Here is an 18,150-nt window from a genome sequence, read left to right as displayed (position 1 = left end):
CTGCTGAAGGCGTGTAAAGCGGCAGCCGCTTGCGGATACAGCAGGAAATTGTGCTGTGTGCGCTTGTGTTATTGCGGAAAAACGGTCAAAATGGAAAGGAGAGATTGGCTGCAAGCTGCTGCGGCAGTACAATAGATGAAATGTGACGAGAGGACGTGTACGAACGAATGGAACAGCAAGGACAACCGGAGAAAAAAGAAAAGAAATCACTCGCGCTTAACGTCGTGAGCAATAAACAGCATAAAGGCTTTGGTGCAGGCACCATTGATCTAAGCCAAGTATCCTGCGTTATTATTGATGCGGGCGTCGCTTATATCGATGACGGCGCAATGCATGCGAAAAGCAAAGTGGAGCGCGGCATCAAGTTTTCGCCTAATAAAGAGGATACACCGAATGGCCGCCAATGCTGGATTGTTTGGGTTGCGGTAGAACGTGGAGAGAATGGCACGAACTACGCTGGCGCAACGGCTTGCGAAATGTGGATCGATACGGAAGCGCGCCGCGGGTGGAAAATTCTCGCCGATCATGTCAACAAGCTTGATCATGCGATTAAGCGCCGCTATAACTTGGGCGAGCTGGGTGCGGAAGAAAAGGCTGCGTTCCGCAAGCTGTTAATTGAGCATAATGAAGAATGGTGGACCAATTCTTCCGATGAGCTGAAGCAGGCTTTGGAGGCGTAGGCCTACAGAAAGCACGACTAAGACAGCTCCCAGCCGGGTGCTTATAGGTGACGGGTTCCGCCCAATGCGGCAGCGATTGCTGCGCTGGTGCGGGGCCTTTTTATTTTTTTTCTAAAAAAAGAAGTTGCAGGTGCAGGGGATAGCCGAGGTTCCGGCGTCTATTATAACGGGAAGGGGGAGAGCAAGATTCAAGATGAAGCATGGTTAATAGCGCTCCGCGACGGCGGGCCTGCGGAATTCCAGTCATTCGTGCAGGAATATGGCGCTCATATATATAAAACGGTTTATGCTGTGCTTCATTCGCCGCATGATGCGGAGGATGTTACCCAGGAAGTGCTGCTGCAAATTCACCGCTCTCTCCCCGAGTGCAGGCTGGAAGGCTTTAAAACCTGGGTGACCCGCATTGCTGTAAACCGTGCGATTGATTGGAAGAGGAGCAAGGCACGCAAGCCGGAAGAACTGAGCGAATATGTGGACAATCTGGGACCGGACACCGATGGGCAAGGAACCGCAATGCCCGCGGAGCGCGCTGCGATTGAGCGCGAGGAAAAACGCTACATACGAGAACAGGTCGAGCAGCTCCCGGAAAATTATCGCGAAGTCGTAAACGCCTATTATATAGAACAGAAATCATATGAGGAAATTTCGTCCTCAACCGGACTGGAGCGCAAAAGCGTAGAATCGCGCCTGTACCGGGCAAGAAACTGGATCAAGCGGCACTGGAGAAGGGAGGACTTTGAATGAGTCAACATGAGGAGCACAAGCATGGCGAGAGTTCGAGGACGAAACAGCAGGGCAAGCATGTGAATCATGTGGAGGCCTCCCTCCTGGAGCAATATGTGGCGAATTTGCTATCCGAGCCGGAACGCGAGCAGATCGAGCGGCAGCTTGCTGGCTGTGACGAATGCTTAGAGCGATTTATGCTCGTATTGGAGGCGGACATAGCAGGGAGCGCCTGTATGGCCGAGCCACATATAGCTGAAGCCAGTCTGTTAAAGCAGGCGATTGAGCTCCCGGATTTTGAACAGATGGGCAGTAGGCTCAGCAGACAGCTGTTCGGACCATCTGAATCAGAAAAACAGCAGCTGTCCATGCCAGGTCCGTTCCTTCAAGAGAAATCATACCGCCGCAAATCCTGGCTCCAGCATCCAGCCACTCATTATACCGCTGCGGCGGTCATTACCCTATTGCTGCTCGGTACAGGCGTACTGAACAACATTTCACAGGAGCTTGAAAAAATGGACCATAGCAGACTGCAGCATAAAGAGGAGCAGCTCATCCGAGACAAGGAGCAGCGCGAGCCCTCCTGGTCGCAGCAAATGATGAATCGCACTTCCCACTGGCTGGACGGCATCGCCTCCAAACGGTTTAAATAATGAATGATGAAGGAGAGATTAACGGATGAATAGGGAGAAAAAGCCCATTGTTGCGCTGCTGCTGTCCATGCTGCCGGGCTTCGGCCATGCTTATATGGGGCGTCCGATAAGATTTGTACTTTATGCAGCAGGAGGGTTTGGACCGCTCGCGATTTTGATTATGATTTCAATCGTAAGTTATATTGAAGATGACACGGGCTTTATTCTGTGCTTGATTTCGTTTCTATTTTGGGGCATCAATATGCTTGATATGATTGTAACGCTCATTGGCAGGCGGCAGCCGTATCCGAATGAAGCTGCTTATGGTGCAGGAGCACCTCCAAGTCCAGATCAGATGTACAACAGCATGCCGCCGGGAGCGATGCACGCACAAGCAGACCTCTTAACCTACAGCGAGCAGAAAGAGCGCACGAATACGCTGCTCCTGTCCATCATTCCTGGCTTGGGCCATATGGCGCTAGGGCTGATGCAGCGGGGCATTGCGTTCCTCATTGCATCTATCGGCTTGTTCGCAGTTGTTATTTTTATATCGATGGTAACGGGGACAGGAGAGTTTACTATTTTCCTGCTAGGCGTGCCAGTCATCTGGATTTACAGTATTTTTGATGCTTCACAGCAGCTGCAGCGCAAAAAACGGGGCGAGCCCTTGGAGGATCGACCGTTTTTTGAAGAGCTGGAGGAGTACATGAATAAGGGGCGCAAAAATAAAGCGCTCGCTGCAACGCTGTCGCTCTTTCCTGGCGCAGGTCATCTATATCTCGGGCTTCAAACGCGCGGCCTGCAAATTATGGCTGGCTTCCTCGCCTCCGTCTACTTAATGGATGCGATGCGGCTGTCGATGTTTCTATTCCTGATGCCGCTATTCTGGTTTTTCGCTTTCTTCGATGTGATGCGGCAGCTGTCGAGTGAACCGCAGGAAGGCTTAAAGGATCAAGCGATTATTACGCAGTTTGCTCCTTATCAGCGGTGGATTGGCATTGGTCTGCTGCTGATCGGGCTGTATTTTATGGGTGATCGTGTTCTGGCCGAATACGCTGCGAATTATTTTCCAAGATGGTATGCCCAGTATCAAAATATAAAATATAATTTGCCGACCGCGCTGGTAGCCTTTGTCATGATTGCTGCTGGCCTGCGTATGGCATTTGGCAGAGGGTTTCAACGAAACAAAGGGCTCCCCCCTAAGGATTGGAAACAGGCGGAATCGCTGCGGAAGGGGAAAAGCGAATGAAGCAGTGGCGTGTAGGCACGCTTTCGATGGGCGTTACCTTATTATTGATGGGGGTCGCTGTAGCGGTCTCCATCTGGAGCGGGACAGGGGCATACAATATGCTGCTATGGGTGGCGCCGCTTGTTTTTATTTTGCTCGGTGCGGAAATTTTATTGTACATTTGGTTTGCGGGAAGCGAGCGGACGACGCTGCGTTACGATTGGATCAGTCTATTTATCGTTGGAATGATCGGGAGCTTCAGCCTTGCGATGGCGGGGCTGATCTCTACGGGGATATTGGACGAGCTTAGAGGGACGATGCGCCAAATGGAACGGACGGCACTTATTGAGTCGGCGCCCATTTCCGTGCCGGAGAAGATCGATAAAATCGTCGTTCAAGCGCTCCGTCCAGTAAGTGTGGATCAGGTGGATGGAGGAAAGGTGCAATTACTGGGGCAGGTGCAGTACTGGGCTGCTGAGCCGATTGACACTTCGGAACAGCTGGTTAGCACAAGCGTAATAGGAACGGTCATGTATGTCATGGTCGGCGAATTTGAGCGGCATAATGGCCCGCTTCAGTCGAATATGTATAACGCTCAAATGACGCTGGTATTGCCAAAGTCGATTAAAATAGAGCAACGCGGGTTTTAGAACTCATCTGATAGATAAAAGAACCTTAAAAGCGCCTGCCCCGATTGTTATCGGGAGCAGGCGCTTTTAAGGTTCTAGCGGGAAAGCGGCAGCCAGTCAAGGACGCGCTGGATATTGCGATCCCAGTAGCCCCACTCATGCATGCCCGGCTCCTCGTCATAGGTGAGAGTCAGCCCGTAGTCCTCCATTGCTGCCTTGAAGCGAAGATTATCCTCATACAAAAAATCTTCTGTCCCGCAGCATTGATAAAACTTCGGCTGCTGATCAGGGGCAAGCGCAGCTGCAGAGGCTAAAAGGTTAAATAGATTGCTAGTCCCCGCTTCGAGCTTCTCCATACTGCCGTACAATCGTCCAAACTCGCCTTCATCCGTATAAGAGAAGTCCGGGTGCTGGAGACGGCTCGCAACATCAAGCGCGCCAGAAAGGCTTGCCGCAGCGGCAAAGCGCTCAGGATGATGCAGTCCCAGCTTGAACGCACCGTAGCCGCCCATTGAGAGGCCGGCGACAAAATTGTCTTCCCTGCGGGCTGACAGCGGGAAGAAGGAGCGGGCCACCAGCGGCAGCTCCTCGCTTACAAAGCTCCAGTAGCGTCCGCCCTGCTCCATATCGGCATAGAAGCTGCGATGGACGCCAGGCATGACGACAGCGATTCCTTTGCTGGAAGCATAACGTTCAATGGAGGTATAGCGCGTCCAAGCGGTATGGTCATCGGACAGCCCATGCAGCAAATACAGCACCGGATATTTGTAATCCGTTTCTTCCTGGCGGGTAGAAAGGTCAGCTAAAGATGGCTGTGGCAAAATAACCGACATGCCGGTCGAGAAGCCCAGCTTTTCCGAGAAAAAATCACATTGAAACAAGGCCATTGCGATGGAACCTCCTTGACCCAGCGTTTATTTAATGCCGGAAATCGAATAATTCTCAATAATTTGCTTCTGGAAGAAAATAAAGACGATGACAACCGGCAGTACCATGAACGTGGAGCCTGCCATTTGCAAAGCATAGTTGCTGCCATGCTCGCCCTTGAGCAAAGCGAGTCCGACGGACAGCGTGTACAGCTTCTCGTCATTGGCAATAATAAGCGGCCACAGGAAGCTGTTCCAGCCGCCGATAAACGTCAGAATGCCTTGAATGGCCAGAATAGCTTTAGAGATCGGAAGCACGATTTGGAAGAAGGTGCGAATTTCGCTAGCTCCGTCCAAGCGAGTTGCTTCCAGCAGCTCGTCGGGAATCGTGGACATAAATTGGCGGAATAGAAAAATGCCGAATGCGCCAACAAAGCCTGGAAGCACGATACCTACCATCGTATTCGTCAGATGCATTTCATTAAGCAGCAGGTAGACAGGAATCATCGTTACCTGGCCGGGAATCATCATCGTTGCGAGTACGAGATAGAACAGCTTATCTTTGCCTTTGAACTTGAACTTGGCGAAAGCATAACCAGCCATCGCATTTAGGAACAAGCCGATAAAGGAGAAAAAGACAATCAGCAGTGTGTTGCTCAAATACGTGCCAAAATGCATATTGACGAACAAATTGCTGAAGTTTTCGAACGTAATATTTTTCGGCCATAGGGTTGGAGGCAGCTGCTTGACCTCGCTCTCCGTCTTGAACGCCGACATAATCATCCATGCGAACGGAAGCATCATTACTATCCCGCCGCCAGTCAGCAAAATGCCAAGCAGCCATTGAAGGGCTGTGCCGCTTTTTGTTTTCGGTGCCATAATTATTCCCCTCTCCTTTCTTTAAACATCTGTTTCCTTGTTCTGGAACTTGAATTGAATAAGCGTAATGATAATGATCGAAATAAATAGTATAAAGGATCCTGCCGCAGCATATCCGAATTTGCTGTATTGGAAGCCGTTGTTGTAAATGAACAAGGCTACGGACATCGTGCCGTTAAGCGGTCCGCCTTTAGTCATAATGAGCGGCTCTTCGAAAAATTGAATCCAGCCAATCATCGTGGTAATGGATACGAAGAAAATAGCATAACGCAACAGCGGAAGTGTAATCGTCCGCATTTGCTGCCAGCTGCTGGCTCCGTCAATTTGTGCAGCCTCGTAATAAGAGCGTGGAATGCCCTTGATAGCTGCAATAAAAATAAGCATATTCAGTCCGATCGCCCGCCATAAGGCAAGAATGATCAGCGAGATTTTAGCTATAATCGGGTGCTGGAGCCACTGGACATCGGGAAGATGCACAAGGTTCAGCAAATAGTTGAACAAGCCAAGCGATGGGTTGTACAAATATGTCCATACGACCGCAACGGCAACGACGTTGGTCACGGACGGCAAGTAATAAATGACGCGGAACGTCGTAAATATTTTTGATCTGCCGAAGTTAATCAGCAGTGCAATCGCAAGCGACAAGGCGATAACCGAAGGAACGCCAATAATGACATAATAAAGCGTGTTGGTAATCGCTTGAACAAATAACGGATCAGTCAATACGTCCAAGTAGTTTTGCATGCCTACAAATGAAATGTTGGAAAAATCGGCAAGGCCGGCGAGATCCATATCGGTGAAGCTGATGACGAGTGCAATAACGATAGGCAGCAGGGAGAACATAGCGAGCAAAATCAACGTTGGCGCTATAAAGAAATAAGGTGTTTTATTATTCAATATGCCTTTCATCGGCTAAGTCACATCCTTTAAATTTACGCTTTTGCGCAAATGGACAATAATAGGGATAACCGACAGCCCTATACAAAAGCAGCTGCCGGCTAAAAGATTATTTAATTAATTTCTCAGCTTCAACGTTCAAAGCATCCATTTGCGTCTGCACGTCAGCGTTAGCGCGATAAATTTGCTCAAAGCGAGCTACATATTTTTGCGAAATTTGGTCATAAGCCGTAAGAGCTGGTGTTGCTTCAGCATGCTTAAGTTGCTCCCCAATGACTTGAAGGTTAGGATCAGCAGTCATAGAAGCATCTTGCCATACGCTTTGTACAGCTGGAAGCGCATCGGACAGCTCTTTCCATTTCAACTGAACTTCTGGTTTACTCATGTAGGCAATAAACTTCACTGCCGCTTCTTGATTTTTGCTGTATTTGAATACAGTCAGATCCGAGCCGCCGAGAATCGAGTTGTTGTTCGCCGAACCGGATGGAAGAACAGCGGTTGCCCATTTGCCCTCGATATCTGGCGCTTGCTCTTTAATCGGCTTGATCATCCAAGGTCCGCTGATGAACATCGGGATAACACCGTCGCCAGCAAAGCCTTGAACAGCATCAATGCCGAGATCTACAGGAGAAAGCTTCTCTTGATAGAAGCTGCCTACATATTTTACAGCGTCAACAAATTCCGGCTGATTGAACAAAGGTTTATTTTGCTCATCAAAAATCTTGGAACCGTTCTGGCGGGCAAACATAATGCCCAGAGTTGGCTCGCCTGGAACGAGGTCAATGCCGTATTTGCCTTCGCCGCGCGCAGTCAATTTCGTTGCCGCATCCTTCAACTCATCCCAAGTAGCAGGCGCTTTGTCATAGCCTACTTCTTTCAGCAGGTCGGTGCGGTAGAACAGGACGCGAGTTTCAGCATACCAAGGAATACCGAACGTTTTGCCGTCAAATTGCGTTGTATTTACGATACCCTCGAAAAAGTTCTCAGGTTTAAATTCAGGATATTGGTCGATGTAAGGCGTCAAATCAAGCAAAGCGCCCGCATTTGCGAATTCCGGCATCCAGGAAGTACCCATTTGCAGCACGTCAGGACCGGATTTGGAAGCAACAGCTGTCAGCAGCTTGTCATGCGCCGAACCCCAAGGGATAACCTGTACATCGACTTTAATGTTCGGATTGTCTGATTCGAATTGCTCGGAAATGGTTTTGAGCGTCTGTTCTTGGTCACCCATACCCCAAACTTTAATGGTAACGGGCTGATCGCCAGTAGCAGCCTCGCCTGTTGTATTTGTATTATTGGATGTGGAGCAAGCTGTCAAAATACCTGAAAGCAGCATTGTACTAATAAGTGCAGTTTTAACGGATTTATTAAACATTCCAATCTTCCTCTCTTTAAGAAGCTGTGATTTTAAGGTGCAGTAGCTTAAGTAAATGATGACTCTATTGTTGCCGGTTTATGCAATGGCGCTGGCAGTTAAGCAGCTGGCTTCCCTCTGAACATATGCCTTAAGCGACATGCCTCCTCTCCCATATTCCTGAAAAGCTCCCCTTAGTATATAAGCCTGATGAAACATAGAAACGTTTCGATTTTAGATTATACGCGAATGCATCATGAGATGCGAGTGACCATAGAAACGTTTCGATGTCATTATAAAACAGAATGTAATCGTATTCAACACATTTTTTTTGGCTATTGAAATTTGCTTCTGAAGCGTTAAAATGATAATAGAAACGTTTCACCTACTTGGTATTCGGGTAATGGAGGCAATTGACGGAAGGATGAAAACGTTCTATAATCCTTTTAGTTGTAAAATAGAAACGTTTCGATTATTTTCGGCAAATGCCGTCAATCTGCATCAACTTCGCGAGTATCAGCTGTTTATTATGCGTTTATTGATGAAAGCCTATGTATACAAATAAGCAAGCGTAAACGACTGAAGCCGTCCTCTGGCGGCAATGCTACCGTTTCGCGGTGAAATATAAGCTGATTATAAGGGTGAAACTTATAAATTCTTATATTTTAAAAAAGTCAGGAAAGTGAGTGATGACCATGACAGCAGCAAGCAGCTTTCAAGTAGAGGCCGGACAACTATCGTTCACCTTTCTCAGCAGCGGCGATCTTTATCAAATTACCCATAACGACACCATGATTAATCAACTTCTATCCAATGCGGTAGACGGTTCACTAAATAATATATATTTGCGTTTGCACCGTGAATCTGGCATTGTAGCCGTTCCTTTGCTTGGCGTGCGCTCGAATAGCCATGTCTCCTATAGTGCAAGTCAAGTTGTATGGGCGGGAGAAGCAGAAGGCGTTCGTTACCAGGTGCGTTTTCTACTATCGGAAGCAGGCGTATGGTTTTGGGATGTGTTGGTAGTCGGCAATGGCGAGATGGTCGATGTCATCTATGGTCAAGACATCGGGCTTGCTGACCAAGCCGCTGTTCGCAGCAATGAAGCTTATCAATCGCAATATATTGACCATTCTGTATTTGAGGATAAGCAGCGCGGTTATGTCGTTTGTTCCCGCCAAAATATGCCGCAGCGCGGAAGCTTCCCTTATTTGCAGCAAGGAGCATGGACAGGCGCGGCTGGCTATTCGACAGACGGCTTCCAGTTCTATGGCCTAAGCTATAAGGAAACGGATATGGCTGAAGCCTTAATGAAGCCATCGCTGGCCAATGAGGTTTACCAATATGAATTTGCCTACACGGCTCTGCAAGCGCCACTTGCCAAGCTGGACGGCGAGCTGAATGTTGTTTTTTACGGCTTATTTAAGGAAAATCATGCGGAGGCGGTAACCTCGCTAGCCTTTACGGCTGAAGTGCAGCAAGCGTGGGAGCAGGTATCTGCTGCGCCTGCTTTACAATCGCAAGAGGCAAATCCGGTGCGCAAAGCGGCGGCTATTGGCTCTCCTTTGCAAACCGTATCGATGACGGCGAAAGAGATTAATGGCTTGTTTCCTGAACGCTCGCAGGAGGAGTATGCGGGAGAGTCTCTGCTTTCTTTTTTCACTGCGACCCATGAGCATGTTGTATTAAAGGAAAAAGAGCTGCTGGTCGAGCGTCCGCATGGCCATATTCTGATGACGGGCGGCAATGACCGCTTGAACACACATGTGCTGACGACAACCTCATATATGTACGGTTTGTTCAACTCGCAGCTGGTTGTAGGCAACACAACGTTCCACAAATGGGTGACGAATGCCCGCAATGCGCTGAATGTGCCGAAAACGTCGGGACAACGCATTTATGTAGAGTTGGATGGCGTATATCGTCTGCTTACGATGCCGTCGATGTTTGAAATGGGCTTTAATTTTGCAAAATGGTATTACAAAACGTCAGATGATCTCATCATCATTACAAATTATACAACTGTAGATACGCCGGAAGTTCGGATGCATGTCCGTTCGACAAGCGGAAGGAAGCACCGTTATCTGGTCACGAACCAAGTGTCCATGAATGATAATGAATATATTTTGCCGTATCATATGAGCGAACATCAGGATGGTCTAGAATTTACGGCCGATTCGGCGGCACTAAGCTCAGGTGTATATTCGAAGCTTCGCTACCGGCTGCGTGTGGATGGAGCGGAAATGACCGTTGCGGATGAGCAAAAGCTCGTAACGGGAATGGAGTCAGGCGGCGCATCGCTGGTCGTTCTGGAGCTCGGGGCTAGCAGTGAGTGGTCATTAACCGTGCAAGGCTTGCTGCAAGGTGAAGAGCTTCCAGCGAAATCCGCTAGCGTAGAGGATGCGGAAGCACAGGCACAGGCCTATCGTGCTTTTTACAAGCAGGTTATGAATGGGTTCCAGCTAACGCAAAAAGGCGGAAATACCGCTGAAGTGGACAAGTTTAATACGCTGGCATGGTGGTACACGCACAATATGCTTGTCCATTATTCGGTACCGCACGGCTTGGAGCAATATGGCGGCGCTGCTTGGGGAACGCGGGATGTTTGCCAAGGGCCGACCGAATATTTTATGGCGATGCAAAATTACGGTGCGGTTCGTGAAATATTGCTGACGGTCTTTTCCCATCAATATGAGGAAGACGGCAATTGGCCGCAATGGTTTATGTTCGACAACTACGTGAACGTGCAGCAGGAAGAAAGCCATGGCGATATTATCGTATGGCCGCTCAAGGTGCTCAGCGACTATTTGACAGCGACGCAGGATTATTCTGTGCTGGAGGAGCAGATTCCTTATACGACGAAAGAAGGCTTTGCTTTCACGTCGCACACGGAATCGCTGCTTGAACATGCGCAGAAGGAAATTGCCTATATTAAGGGGCATTTTCTGCATGATACCCATTTGTCCTCCTATGGCGATGGGGATTGGGATGACACGCTGCAGCCTGCCAACGCCCAGCTTAAGCAGTATATGGTGAGCAGCTGGACAGTGGCGCTTACTTATCAGGTGTTTACGCATTTGTCTGCGGCCATGCAAGCGAACAATAAAGAGTGGGCAGCAGAGCTTGGCACACTGAGCGAGGGTATTAAAGCAGACTTCAATCGTTACATGCTGCAAACCGACGTCATTCCGGGCTTCTTGTATATGGAGCAGCCAGAGCAAGCAGAGCTGATGCTGCATCCATCGGATGCGGTGACAGGCATACAATACCGCCTGCTTCCGATGACCCGCAGCATGATTGCCGAGCTGCTTACGGCTGAGCAGGCCGAGGCGCATTATGATCTCATTAAGCGAGAGTTATATTGTCCGGATGGCGTGCGGCTGATGAACCGTCCAGCGAAATATACCGGCGGTGTCAGCACGCATTTCAAGCGTGCTGAGCAGGCGGCGAACTTTGGCCGCGAGGTAGGGCTGCAATATGTACATGCCCATATCCGCTACGTAGAAGCGATGGCTAAGCTCGGCAAAGTAGATGAAGCATGGAATGGACTTGCGATCATTAACCCAGTCGGCTTGAAGGACGCTGTCCCTAATGCGGAGCTTCGCCAAAGCAATTCCTATTTCAGCAGCTCGGACGGCAAGTTTAATACGCGTTACGAGGCGCAGGAGCGTTTCGCGGAGCTGCGTGACGGCTCTGCTCCGGTTAAAGGCGGCTGGAGAATTTATTCCAGCGGGCCGGGAATTTATATGAACCAGCTCGTAGCCAATGTGCTTGGTATTCGCCAAGTGCAAGGCAAGCTGATTGTTGATCCGGTGCTGCCGCAGTCGCTCAATGGCCTGCGATTCGATTTCGAATATCAGGGCATTCCGATTACCTTCGTCTACCATTTGAAGGGCGATGGCAATGCGACCGTGAAAAGCGTGAAAATAAATGGAAATGAAATGGAAGCTGAATTCGGCTCCAATCGTTATCGTACAGGCGGATTAGAAATTTCCCCGCAGCTGCTGAAGCAGGATCAGTCTGGCGAAAAAACGATTATCGACATTTTCATGTAAGGAATGGTGTACGGCGATTCGTTTTGGATCGCCGTATGCACATAAGGCGATCCAACTTTAGCCTGTTATGATATAGTTAATTAATCAGGAATATTTTAAAATATAAGTGTTTATAAGTTTATATGCCTTTAATAGGCTTTTATATGATTTAGGCTTATATTTCTACGCGAAACGAGCTTTTTCCATTTGAATGGAAAAGTCGTTTACGCTTGAAATCTAAGAATAATAAGGTGTAACTCTTATTATCAGGCTTACATTTCTACGCGAAACGAGCATACGTTACCGAAGGTATCGTATGCCGTTTACGCTCGAAGTAACAGATTGGAGAGAGTGCAGTGGTCAGTATTAAAGATATCGCTAAGAAGGCTGGTGTCTCGATATCGACAGTTTCCTACGCGCTGAATGGCAGCCCAAAGGTGACATCGGAGACATGCGCCAAAATTTTAGCTATAGCCAAAGAGTTGAACTACGTGCCGAACGCAGCTGCCCGAACGCTTAAGACGCGTGAGACTAAAATTATTGGCGTATATTTGACCGACTTCAGTGGGGCCTTTTACGGGGATTTGCTGCAAGGGGTGAATGAAATGCTGCACCGCAAAGGCTATGATATGATCGTATGCAGTGGCAAACGTTCGCATCGCATGCTTCCTGAGCGGATGATTGATGGGGCAATTGTGCTCGATGCCACGTTCGATAGCGATGAGCTGCTGCGGTATGCGGCGCTGGGGCATAAAGTAGTCGTGCTCGACCGCGAGCTGAACCACCCGAATATCAATCAGGTGCTGCTTGATAACAAGGCAGGAGCTACGCTTGCGATGGAGCATTTGCTGGATCGGGGCTTTCGCAAAATCTATGCCATAATGGGTCCGGATGAGTCCTATGATGCAGGTCAGCGGCTGCAGGCGGTCAAGCAGGCGGTGGAGCGCTGCGATGACTTAACGTTTAAAGCGATTGAAGGCAGCTTCCGCAAGGAATCCGGTGAGGAAGCTGCTAAAAGAATATTGGCTGAATATACGGAGCCAGCTGCTGTTTTTTGCATGAACGATGAGATGGCGATTGGCGTACACAACTATGTATCCCAGACAGACTATGTTGTGGGGGAGCATATTCATATTATCGGTTTTGACAATGTGGAGCTGGCGTCGTATATGCAGCCAAAGCTGGCTACGATTGATTATTCCAAGCATAAATGGGGAGCGCTTGCATCTGAGCAGCTGCTGAAAATCATAGCCGGAGAGCCGGTCGAGAACGAGCGAATTTATGTGACGCTGGTTGAAGGCGACTCTGTTGGGATAAATAAAGAGGCTAGCGCCCGGCGCTAGCCTCTTTCCTTGTTGCCATGCAGATCAAATGCAACTATCATATCCTATTTTGTTTGCTCTGGCTCCTCGAACGTCATGCCCTTCAAGTCGACGGTCACTTTCGTCATCGAAAGCGGCTCATTCGGGCGATCTTGGCTGTTCGTTGGCTGGTTGACGATTTCATCAACGGCATCCATGCCTTCAATGACGGCTCCGAAGGAAGCGTACTGGTTATCAAGCGTTGGCGCATCCGCTACCATAATGAAAAACTGCGAGCCGGCGGAGTTTGGTTCACCCGTTCTGGCCATGGAGATTACGCCGCGTGTATGCAACAAATCGTTTTGAAAGCCATTTGATGTGAATTCCCCTGGAATGGAGTAGCCAGGGCCGCCAGCGCCTGTCCCGTCTGGGTCGCCGCCTTGAATCATGAACCCTTGAATGACACGGTGAAAAATCAACCCGTCATAATAGCCTTTTTGGACGAGTGCTATAAAATTGTTAACCGTATTCGGTGCAATCTCCGGGTACAGCTCAACTTTAATAATGGTGTCATTGCTCATTTGAATCGTTACGAGTGGATGCTTGTCCGAATCAAGAAGATTGGCCGCCGAGTCTGGTGATGGCTCGGCCGATGCAGCGGGCGCGGAAGACTCGCTGGACGCGTTTGCTGCCGTTCCAGCGGCTCCTGAGCTGGAATTGCTGCCCGCAGTGCTACCTGCACCACAAGCGGATATAGCAAGCATCATAGCTGCCAGAAGCAGTAGCAGCGAAAAAGCTTTTTTAGTGCTTTTCATTTTCGACATGTAAATGGTTCCTCCTAAAAATAATGTGGAGACGCAGCATTAGCTGCAGTCTGATCGGGTTAAAAGCTATTCCAAGTGTACTATAGCTGAATTGGAAAATAAAGCGAAACAGCAAGAACCTCCGCCAGCGTCCAAGGAGCGCCAGCGGAGGTTCTTGCTGTTATGCGTAAGTTAACCTACTACGTTGTAGGCCATAATCCAAATGGAGCCTGCAACGATGGTGAGCAAGATGACGAGCCCGAATATGAGTGCCATCGTATTGTAACGCGGCTTTTCCTCGTCTCTTAAATGCATGAAGAATAACAATTGAACGACGAACTGCAAAGCGGCCATAATCAGAATGACGATTACCGTCAGCTGCTTGCTTAGCATACCGTTCATGACAATGACAATCGGGATAATGGTCAAAATAATCGACAATACAAACCCGATGACATAGGATTTCATGGAACCATGTGTTTCATGAGACGGGGAATGCGAGTTGTGGTTATCCATGCTACATCACCCCCATCAGATAGACGACCGTAAGGACGAAAATCCATACGACGTCCAAAAAGTGCCAGTACAAGCTAATAATATTAACCTTGCGCTGTGTAACTGGCGTAATGCCGCGACGGTACAGCTGAATCATCAGCGCCGTCATCCATACAATACCGACCGATACGTGAAGTCCGTGTGTACCGACGAGTGTAAAGAAGGCTGACCAGTAAGCGCTAGTACCAATTGTTACGCCTTCGTGTACCAGCTCGATAAACTCGCTAACCTCCAAATAGATGAAGGCAAGACCGAGAACCGCGGTAACAGCGAGCCAGCCAATGAGGCCCTTCTTATTGCCTTTGTGCATTTGAAGCACAGCGATACCGCTTGTGAAGCTACTTGTGAGCAAGATGAATGTCTCGGCGATGACGCCAGGCATCTTGAACATCTCGGCGGCCGTAGGGCCGCCATCCGTGCTGAATCGAAGAACGACAAATGTTGCAAATAGCGTACCGAACAAAATAACGTCGGTAATCAGAAACATCCAGAAGCCGAATGTTTTGAGTGATTCATGTTCATGCTCATGGTGCTCGTCATGATGACCGTGGCCGCCATGGCCGTGCTTGTCATGACCGGTTACTGCTTGTGCCATTATTTTGTCCCTCCTAATGCGGCTTCCGTCCGCTCGATCTCATCTACAGGAATGTAGTAGTCGGTATCGTAGCTGAAGGAACGTGCCAGCATGCAAATGGCAATGCCGATTGCGCCAGGTATAATCATCCATTTCCAATCCCAGACGAACCCGAAGCCCATAACGAAGAAGGAAACGGATATCAAAAATGGAATGGCAGAGTTTTTCGGCATATGAATCGGTTCAAGAGGAGCAAGCGGCTTAGGCTTTCCGCCATTTGCCAGACGCTGCTTCTCTTCCCACCAAGCATCCTCTGTTTCTACAACCGGAACTCTTGCAAAGTTATAAAGCGGTGCAGGAGATGGAATCGACCATTCCAGCGTACGGCCATCCCATGAATCGCCGTTTGGCTCTTTTTTGTAAAACTTGATGCTGTGCGCGATTTGCCATACTTGGAACAGGAACGCAAGACCCATAATAAACGCGCCGACAGTGGAAACGACGTTAAGCGGCTGCCAGCCCATATCAAAGTTGTATTCGTTGAAACGACGGGTCATGCCCATCAGGCCAAGCGCGTACTGCGGCATGAAACAAACGTAGAAACCGATGTTCCACAGCCAGAATGCCCATTTTCCAAGGCCTTCATGCAGCTTGAATCCGAACATCTTCGGCCACCAGTAGTAAAGTCCGGCGAAGTAACCGAATACGACGCCCCCGATCAGCACTTGGTGGAAGTGAGCAATCAGGAAGTAACTGTTGTGGAACTGGAAGTCAGCAGGGGCGACGGAAAGCATAACCCCAGTCATACCGCCGACGACAAAGCAAGGAATAAACGCGATTGTCCAAAGCATTGGCGTTGGGAACGTCAGCTTGCCTCGGAACATCGTAAACAGCCAGTTAAATACTTTAACGCCTGTAGGAATCGCAATAAGCATCGTCGTTACAGCGAAAAAGGCATTGACGTTGGCGCCGGAGCCCATGGTGAAGAAGTGATGCGCCCATGTGAAGAACGAGAAGAAGCTGATCGACATGAGGGCGAATACCATGGATTTGTAGCCAAATAGCTTTTTCTTCGAGAAAGCCGAAACGACCTCGGAGAAAATACCGAATGCTGGCAAAATAACGATATAAACTTCGGGATGTCCCCACATCCAGATGAGGTTGATGTACATCATCGGATTACCGCCGCCATCGAGCGTAAAGAAGTGAGCGCCGAAGTAACGGTCAATGAACAGCAGGAACAGTGTAACGGTCAAGATTGGGAAAGCGAACATAATCGTAATACATGATGAAAGGACGGACCAGACAAACATCGGCATTTTCATCAGCTTCATGCCTGGTGCGCGCATTTTCAAAATCGTTACGACAAAGTTAATACCGGTGGCCAAGGAGCCGATACCGGAAATCTGAATGCCCCAAATATAGAAATCCTGTCCTAGACCTGGGCTTCCTGACAGCTCAGAGAGCGGTGGATAGGCCAGCCAGCCTGCATCCGGCGAACCGCCGATAACGAAGGAAACGTTAAACAGCATGGCGCCAAAGAAAAACATCCAAAAGCTGAGCGAGTTTAGGAACGGATAAGCGACGTCGCGTGCGCCGATTTGCAGCGGCACAACGATATTGAATAAGCCGAACATAAGCGGCATCGCCATAAATAAAATCATAATTACGCCGTGCGTTGTAAAAATTGCATTATAGTGATCGGCGTGGAGGAACTCTACCTGCGGTACTGCGAGCTGCACCCGCATCAGCAGGGCATCGACGCCACCACGGAAAAGCATGAGAATCGACGCGATAATATACATAATCCCGATCCGTTTATGATCGACGGTGGTCAGCCATTCCGTCCATAGCCAGCGCCATTTTTTGAAATACGACAAGGCGAATACGACGGCAACCATGGACAAGCCGATGGATACCTGTGCTCCAAGAATGAGCGGGTCGCCAGTGATGAAAAAATCATTGAGCAGGAAATCGATTAGATTCTGAAACATGCGGCGTCTCCTTTCGTCTTGTGTTTAATGTGAATGCTCGTTCGTTGAAGATTCTTGGTCATGATTCATATCCATACCGTCCATATCTTTCATGTCCATATCACTCATATCCATATCCTCGTGATCCTTGCTTGAGTCTTCTTCTGTAGCTGCGGAGCCGCCATGATGATGGGAAGAGCCGCCTTCGCCAATATATTGCATCACGACTTTCTGGAACAATCCTTCAGGGAAGGAGGAGAACGATTGTACAGTCTCAACGCTTGGCTCAGTCAGCTTCTCGAAGCCTTCTTGCGTCAGAGCGGGAGCAGTTGTTTTCACCTCTTGAACCCATGCCTTATAATCATCCTCGGAAGTTGCCTTCACATTAAAGGTCATTTGCGCAAAATGCTCCCCAGTGAAGTTGGCGCCCGAGCCATAATAATTGCCGATTTCATCTGCCTGCAGATAAAGGGTCATGGCCATGCCGGACATCGTATAAATTTGGCCGCCCAGCTGTGGAATCCAGAACGAATTCATCGCCGTATCAGAAGTCAGTCTGAATTGAATCGGAGTGCCCTCTGGTATTTGAAGATAGTTGACTGTAGATATGCCCTCTTCGGGGTAAGTGAACAGCCATTTCCAATCCAATGAGGTTACTTCAATCGTTACCGGTGCTTTAGCAGAAACAATTGGTTTGGATGGCTCCAACTCGTACGTATACTTCACCGTCACGATCGCCAGAATAGCGATAATTACGATTGGAATGCTCCACCAAATAATCTCCAGCTTCGTGCTGTGATTCCAGTTTGGCTGGTAGGGAGCGTTGTTGCCCTTTTTGTCGCGATAGCGCCATACGATGAAGCCGGTCAAAATCAGAACGGGCACGACAATAACTAGACAGAGGATCGTCGAAAAATAAATCAAATCCTTCTGGCTTTCGCCAATCGGTCCTTTTGGATCGAGCACCAGATACTGCTCGCCGCAGCCAGAGAGAAGAACGGCCATCAGCATGATGAGCAGGGGTG

General features: G+C 48.9%; 16 protein-coding genes. 7 read left to right on the top strand and 9 right to left on the bottom strand.

Annotation, left to right across the window (positions count from 1 at the left end; genetic code table 11):
• Nucleotides 1-167 precede the first annotated feature (167 nt).
• The 5 genes from AC50YG_RS27645 to AC50YG_RS27625 all read left to right on the top strand — a co-directional run bounded on the left by AC50YG_RS27645 (nt 168) and on the right by AC50YG_RS27625 (nt 3,913).
• The gene (locus AC50YG_RS27645) at nt 168-680 is read left to right on the top strand and encodes a YwhD family protein (RefSeq protein ID WP_056035079.1); all 513 of its coding nucleotides are present in this window, start codon (nt 168-170) and stop codon (nt 678-680) included.
• Between the two features lie 87 nt (nt 681-767).
• Complete coding sequence (locus tag AC50YG_RS27640) at nt 768-1,424, top strand: RNA polymerase sigma factor (protein WP_473758664.1); 657 nt, start codon at nt 768-770, stop codon at nt 1,422-1,424.
• Nucleotides 1,421-2,056 (top strand): zf-HC2 domain-containing protein, encoded by a 636-nt coding sequence (locus AC50YG_RS27635; RefSeq protein ID WP_473758665.1) that lies wholly within the window; start codon nt 1,421-1,423, stop codon nt 2,054-2,056. The genes AC50YG_RS27640 and AC50YG_RS27635 overlap by 4 nt, the downstream gene beginning before the upstream one ends.
• A gap of 25 nt (nt 2,057-2,081) precedes the next feature.
• Complete coding sequence (locus AC50YG_RS27630; RefSeq protein WP_494831643.1) at nt 2,082-3,284, top strand: hypothetical protein; 1,203 nt, start codon at nt 2,082-2,084, stop codon at nt 3,282-3,284.
• Entirely contained in the window at nt 3,281-3,913 is a 633-nt protein-coding gene (locus AC50YG_RS27625) for a hypothetical protein (protein WP_494831641.1), read from the top strand. The genes AC50YG_RS27630 and AC50YG_RS27625 overlap by 4 nt, the downstream gene beginning before the upstream one ends.
• Nucleotides 3,914-3,987: 74 nt before the next feature.
• Here the strand turns inward: AC50YG_RS27625 and AC50YG_RS27620 are convergent, their stop codons facing one another.
• From AC50YG_RS27620 to AC50YG_RS27605, 4 genes are all read right to left on the bottom strand, one after another.
• On the bottom strand, nt 3,988-4,779 hold the full coding sequence (locus tag AC50YG_RS27620) for an alpha/beta hydrolase (RefSeq protein WP_494831639.1): 792 nt from the start codon (nt 4,777-4,779) through the stop codon (nt 3,988-3,990).
• A gap of 27 nt (nt 4,780-4,806) precedes the next feature.
• Complete coding sequence (locus AC50YG_RS27615) at nt 4,807-5,637, bottom strand: carbohydrate ABC transporter permease (RefSeq protein WP_473758669.1); 831 nt, start codon at nt 5,635-5,637, stop codon at nt 4,807-4,809.
• Between the two features lie 21 nt (nt 5,638-5,658).
• The gene (locus AC50YG_RS27610) at nt 5,659-6,546 is read right to left on the bottom strand and encodes a carbohydrate ABC transporter permease (RefSeq protein WP_341280436.1); all 888 of its coding nucleotides are present in this window, start codon (nt 6,544-6,546) and stop codon (nt 5,659-5,661) included.
• A 97-nt stretch (nt 6,547-6,643) separates the two neighbouring features.
• Nucleotides 6,644-7,909, bottom strand: a complete 1,266-nt coding sequence (locus tag AC50YG_RS27605; RefSeq protein WP_494831636.1) for a sugar ABC transporter substrate-binding protein — start codon at nt 7,907-7,909, stop codon at nt 6,644-6,646.
• Between the two features lie 668 nt (nt 7,910-8,577).
• Between AC50YG_RS27605 and AC50YG_RS27600 the strand changes: the two genes are divergently transcribed.
• Together AC50YG_RS27600 and AC50YG_RS27595 are read left to right on the top strand one after the other, a co-directional pair.
• Complete coding sequence (locus tag AC50YG_RS27600; protein WP_494831634.1) at nt 8,578-11,940, top strand: GH36-type glycosyl hydrolase domain-containing protein; 3,363 nt, start codon at nt 8,578-8,580, stop codon at nt 11,938-11,940.
• Nucleotides 11,941-12,275: 335 nt separating this feature from the next.
• On the top strand, nt 12,276-13,262 hold the full coding sequence (locus tag AC50YG_RS27595; RefSeq protein WP_494831632.1) for a LacI family DNA-binding transcriptional regulator: 987 nt from the start codon (nt 12,276-12,278) through the stop codon (nt 13,260-13,262).
• 44 nt (nt 13,263-13,306) lie between these two features.
• Here the strand turns inward: AC50YG_RS27595 and AC50YG_RS27590 are convergent, their stop codons facing one another.
• The 5 genes from AC50YG_RS27590 to cyoA form a co-directional block, all read right to left on the bottom strand.
• Nucleotides 13,307-14,035 (bottom strand): peptidylprolyl isomerase, encoded by a 729-nt coding sequence (locus AC50YG_RS27590; protein ID WP_494831764.1) that lies wholly within the window; start codon nt 14,033-14,035, stop codon nt 13,307-13,309.
• Between the two features lie 180 nt (nt 14,036-14,215).
• Nucleotides 14,216-14,539, bottom strand: a complete 324-nt coding sequence (gene cyoD / locus AC50YG_RS27585; protein ID WP_341280440.1) for a cytochrome o ubiquinol oxidase subunit IV — start codon at nt 14,537-14,539, stop codon at nt 14,216-14,218.
• Between the two features lies 1 nt (nt 14,540).
• Nucleotides 14,541-15,173, bottom strand: coding sequence for a cytochrome o ubiquinol oxidase subunit III (cyoC, locus tag AC50YG_RS27580; protein WP_338553968.1), 633 nt, complete (start codon nt 15,171-15,173; stop codon nt 14,541-14,543).
• A complete protein-coding gene (locus tag AC50YG_RS27575; protein WP_473758673.1) occupies nt 15,173-17,146 on the bottom strand; it encodes a cbb3-type cytochrome c oxidase subunit I in 1,974 nt (657 codons plus the stop codon). The genes cyoC and AC50YG_RS27575 overlap by 1 nt, the downstream gene beginning before the upstream one ends.
• Before the next feature lie 24 nt (nt 17,147-17,170).
• Nucleotides 17,171-18,136, bottom strand: coding sequence for a ubiquinol oxidase subunit II (cyoA, locus tag AC50YG_RS27570; protein ID WP_473758709.1), 966 nt, complete (start codon nt 18,134-18,136; stop codon nt 17,171-17,173).
• Nucleotides 18,137-18,150: the final 14 nt, after the last annotated feature.

It is taken from the genome of Paenibacillus sp. J31R34, assembly GCF_059383715.1.
This window is presented reverse-complemented; position numbering and strand designations above follow the sequence as displayed.

Excerpts from the sequence above, each read along its gene's own strand:
- AC50YG_RS27590 (WP_494831764.1), bottom strand. The coding sequence starts at position 14,035 with ATGAAAAGCACTAAAAAAGCTTTTTCGCTGCTACTGCTTCTGGCAGCT.
- cyoD (WP_341280440.1), bottom strand. The coding sequence starts at position 14,539 with ATGGATAACCACAACTCGCATTCCCCGTCTCATGAAACACATGGTTCC.
- AC50YG_RS27615 (WP_473758669.1), bottom strand. The coding sequence starts at position 5,637 with ATGGCACCGAAAACAAAAAGCGGCACAGCCCTTCAATGGCTGCTTGGC.
- AC50YG_RS27575 (WP_473758673.1), bottom strand. The coding sequence starts at position 17,146 with ATGTTTCAGAATCTAATCGATTTCCTGCTCAATGATTTTTTCATCACT.
- AC50YG_RS27600 (WP_494831634.1), top strand. The coding sequence starts at position 8,578 with ATGACCATGACAGCAGCAAGCAGCTTTCAAGTAGAGGCCGGACAACTA.
- AC50YG_RS27625 (WP_494831641.1), top strand. The coding sequence starts at position 3,281 with ATGAAGCAGTGGCGTGTAGGCACGCTTTCGATGGGCGTTACCTTATTA.
- AC50YG_RS27620 (WP_494831639.1), bottom strand. The coding sequence starts at position 4,779 with ATGGCCTTGTTTCAATGTGATTTTTTCTCGGAAAAGCTGGGCTTCTCG.
- AC50YG_RS27630 (WP_494831643.1), top strand. The coding sequence starts at position 2,082 with ATGAATAGGGAGAAAAAGCCCATTGTTGCGCTGCTGCTGTCCATGCTG.
- cyoC (WP_338553968.1), bottom strand. The coding sequence starts at position 15,173 with ATGGCACAAGCAGTAACCGGTCATGACAAGCACGGCCATGGCGGCCAC.
- AC50YG_RS27605 (WP_494831636.1), bottom strand. The coding sequence starts at position 7,909 with ATGTTTAATAAATCCGTTAAAACTGCACTTATTAGTACAATGCTGCTT.
- AC50YG_RS27645 (WP_056035079.1), top strand. The coding sequence starts at position 168 with ATGGAACAGCAAGGACAACCGGAGAAAAAAGAAAAGAAATCACTCGCG.
- cyoA (WP_473758709.1), bottom strand. The coding sequence starts at position 18,136 with ATGCTGATGGCCGTTCTTCTCTCTGGCTGCGGCGAGCAGTATCTGGTG.
- AC50YG_RS27635 (WP_473758665.1), top strand. The coding sequence starts at position 1,421 with ATGAGTCAACATGAGGAGCACAAGCATGGCGAGAGTTCGAGGACGAAA.
- AC50YG_RS27610 (WP_341280436.1), bottom strand. The coding sequence starts at position 6,546 with ATGAAAGGCATATTGAATAATAAAACACCTTATTTCTTTATAGCGCCA.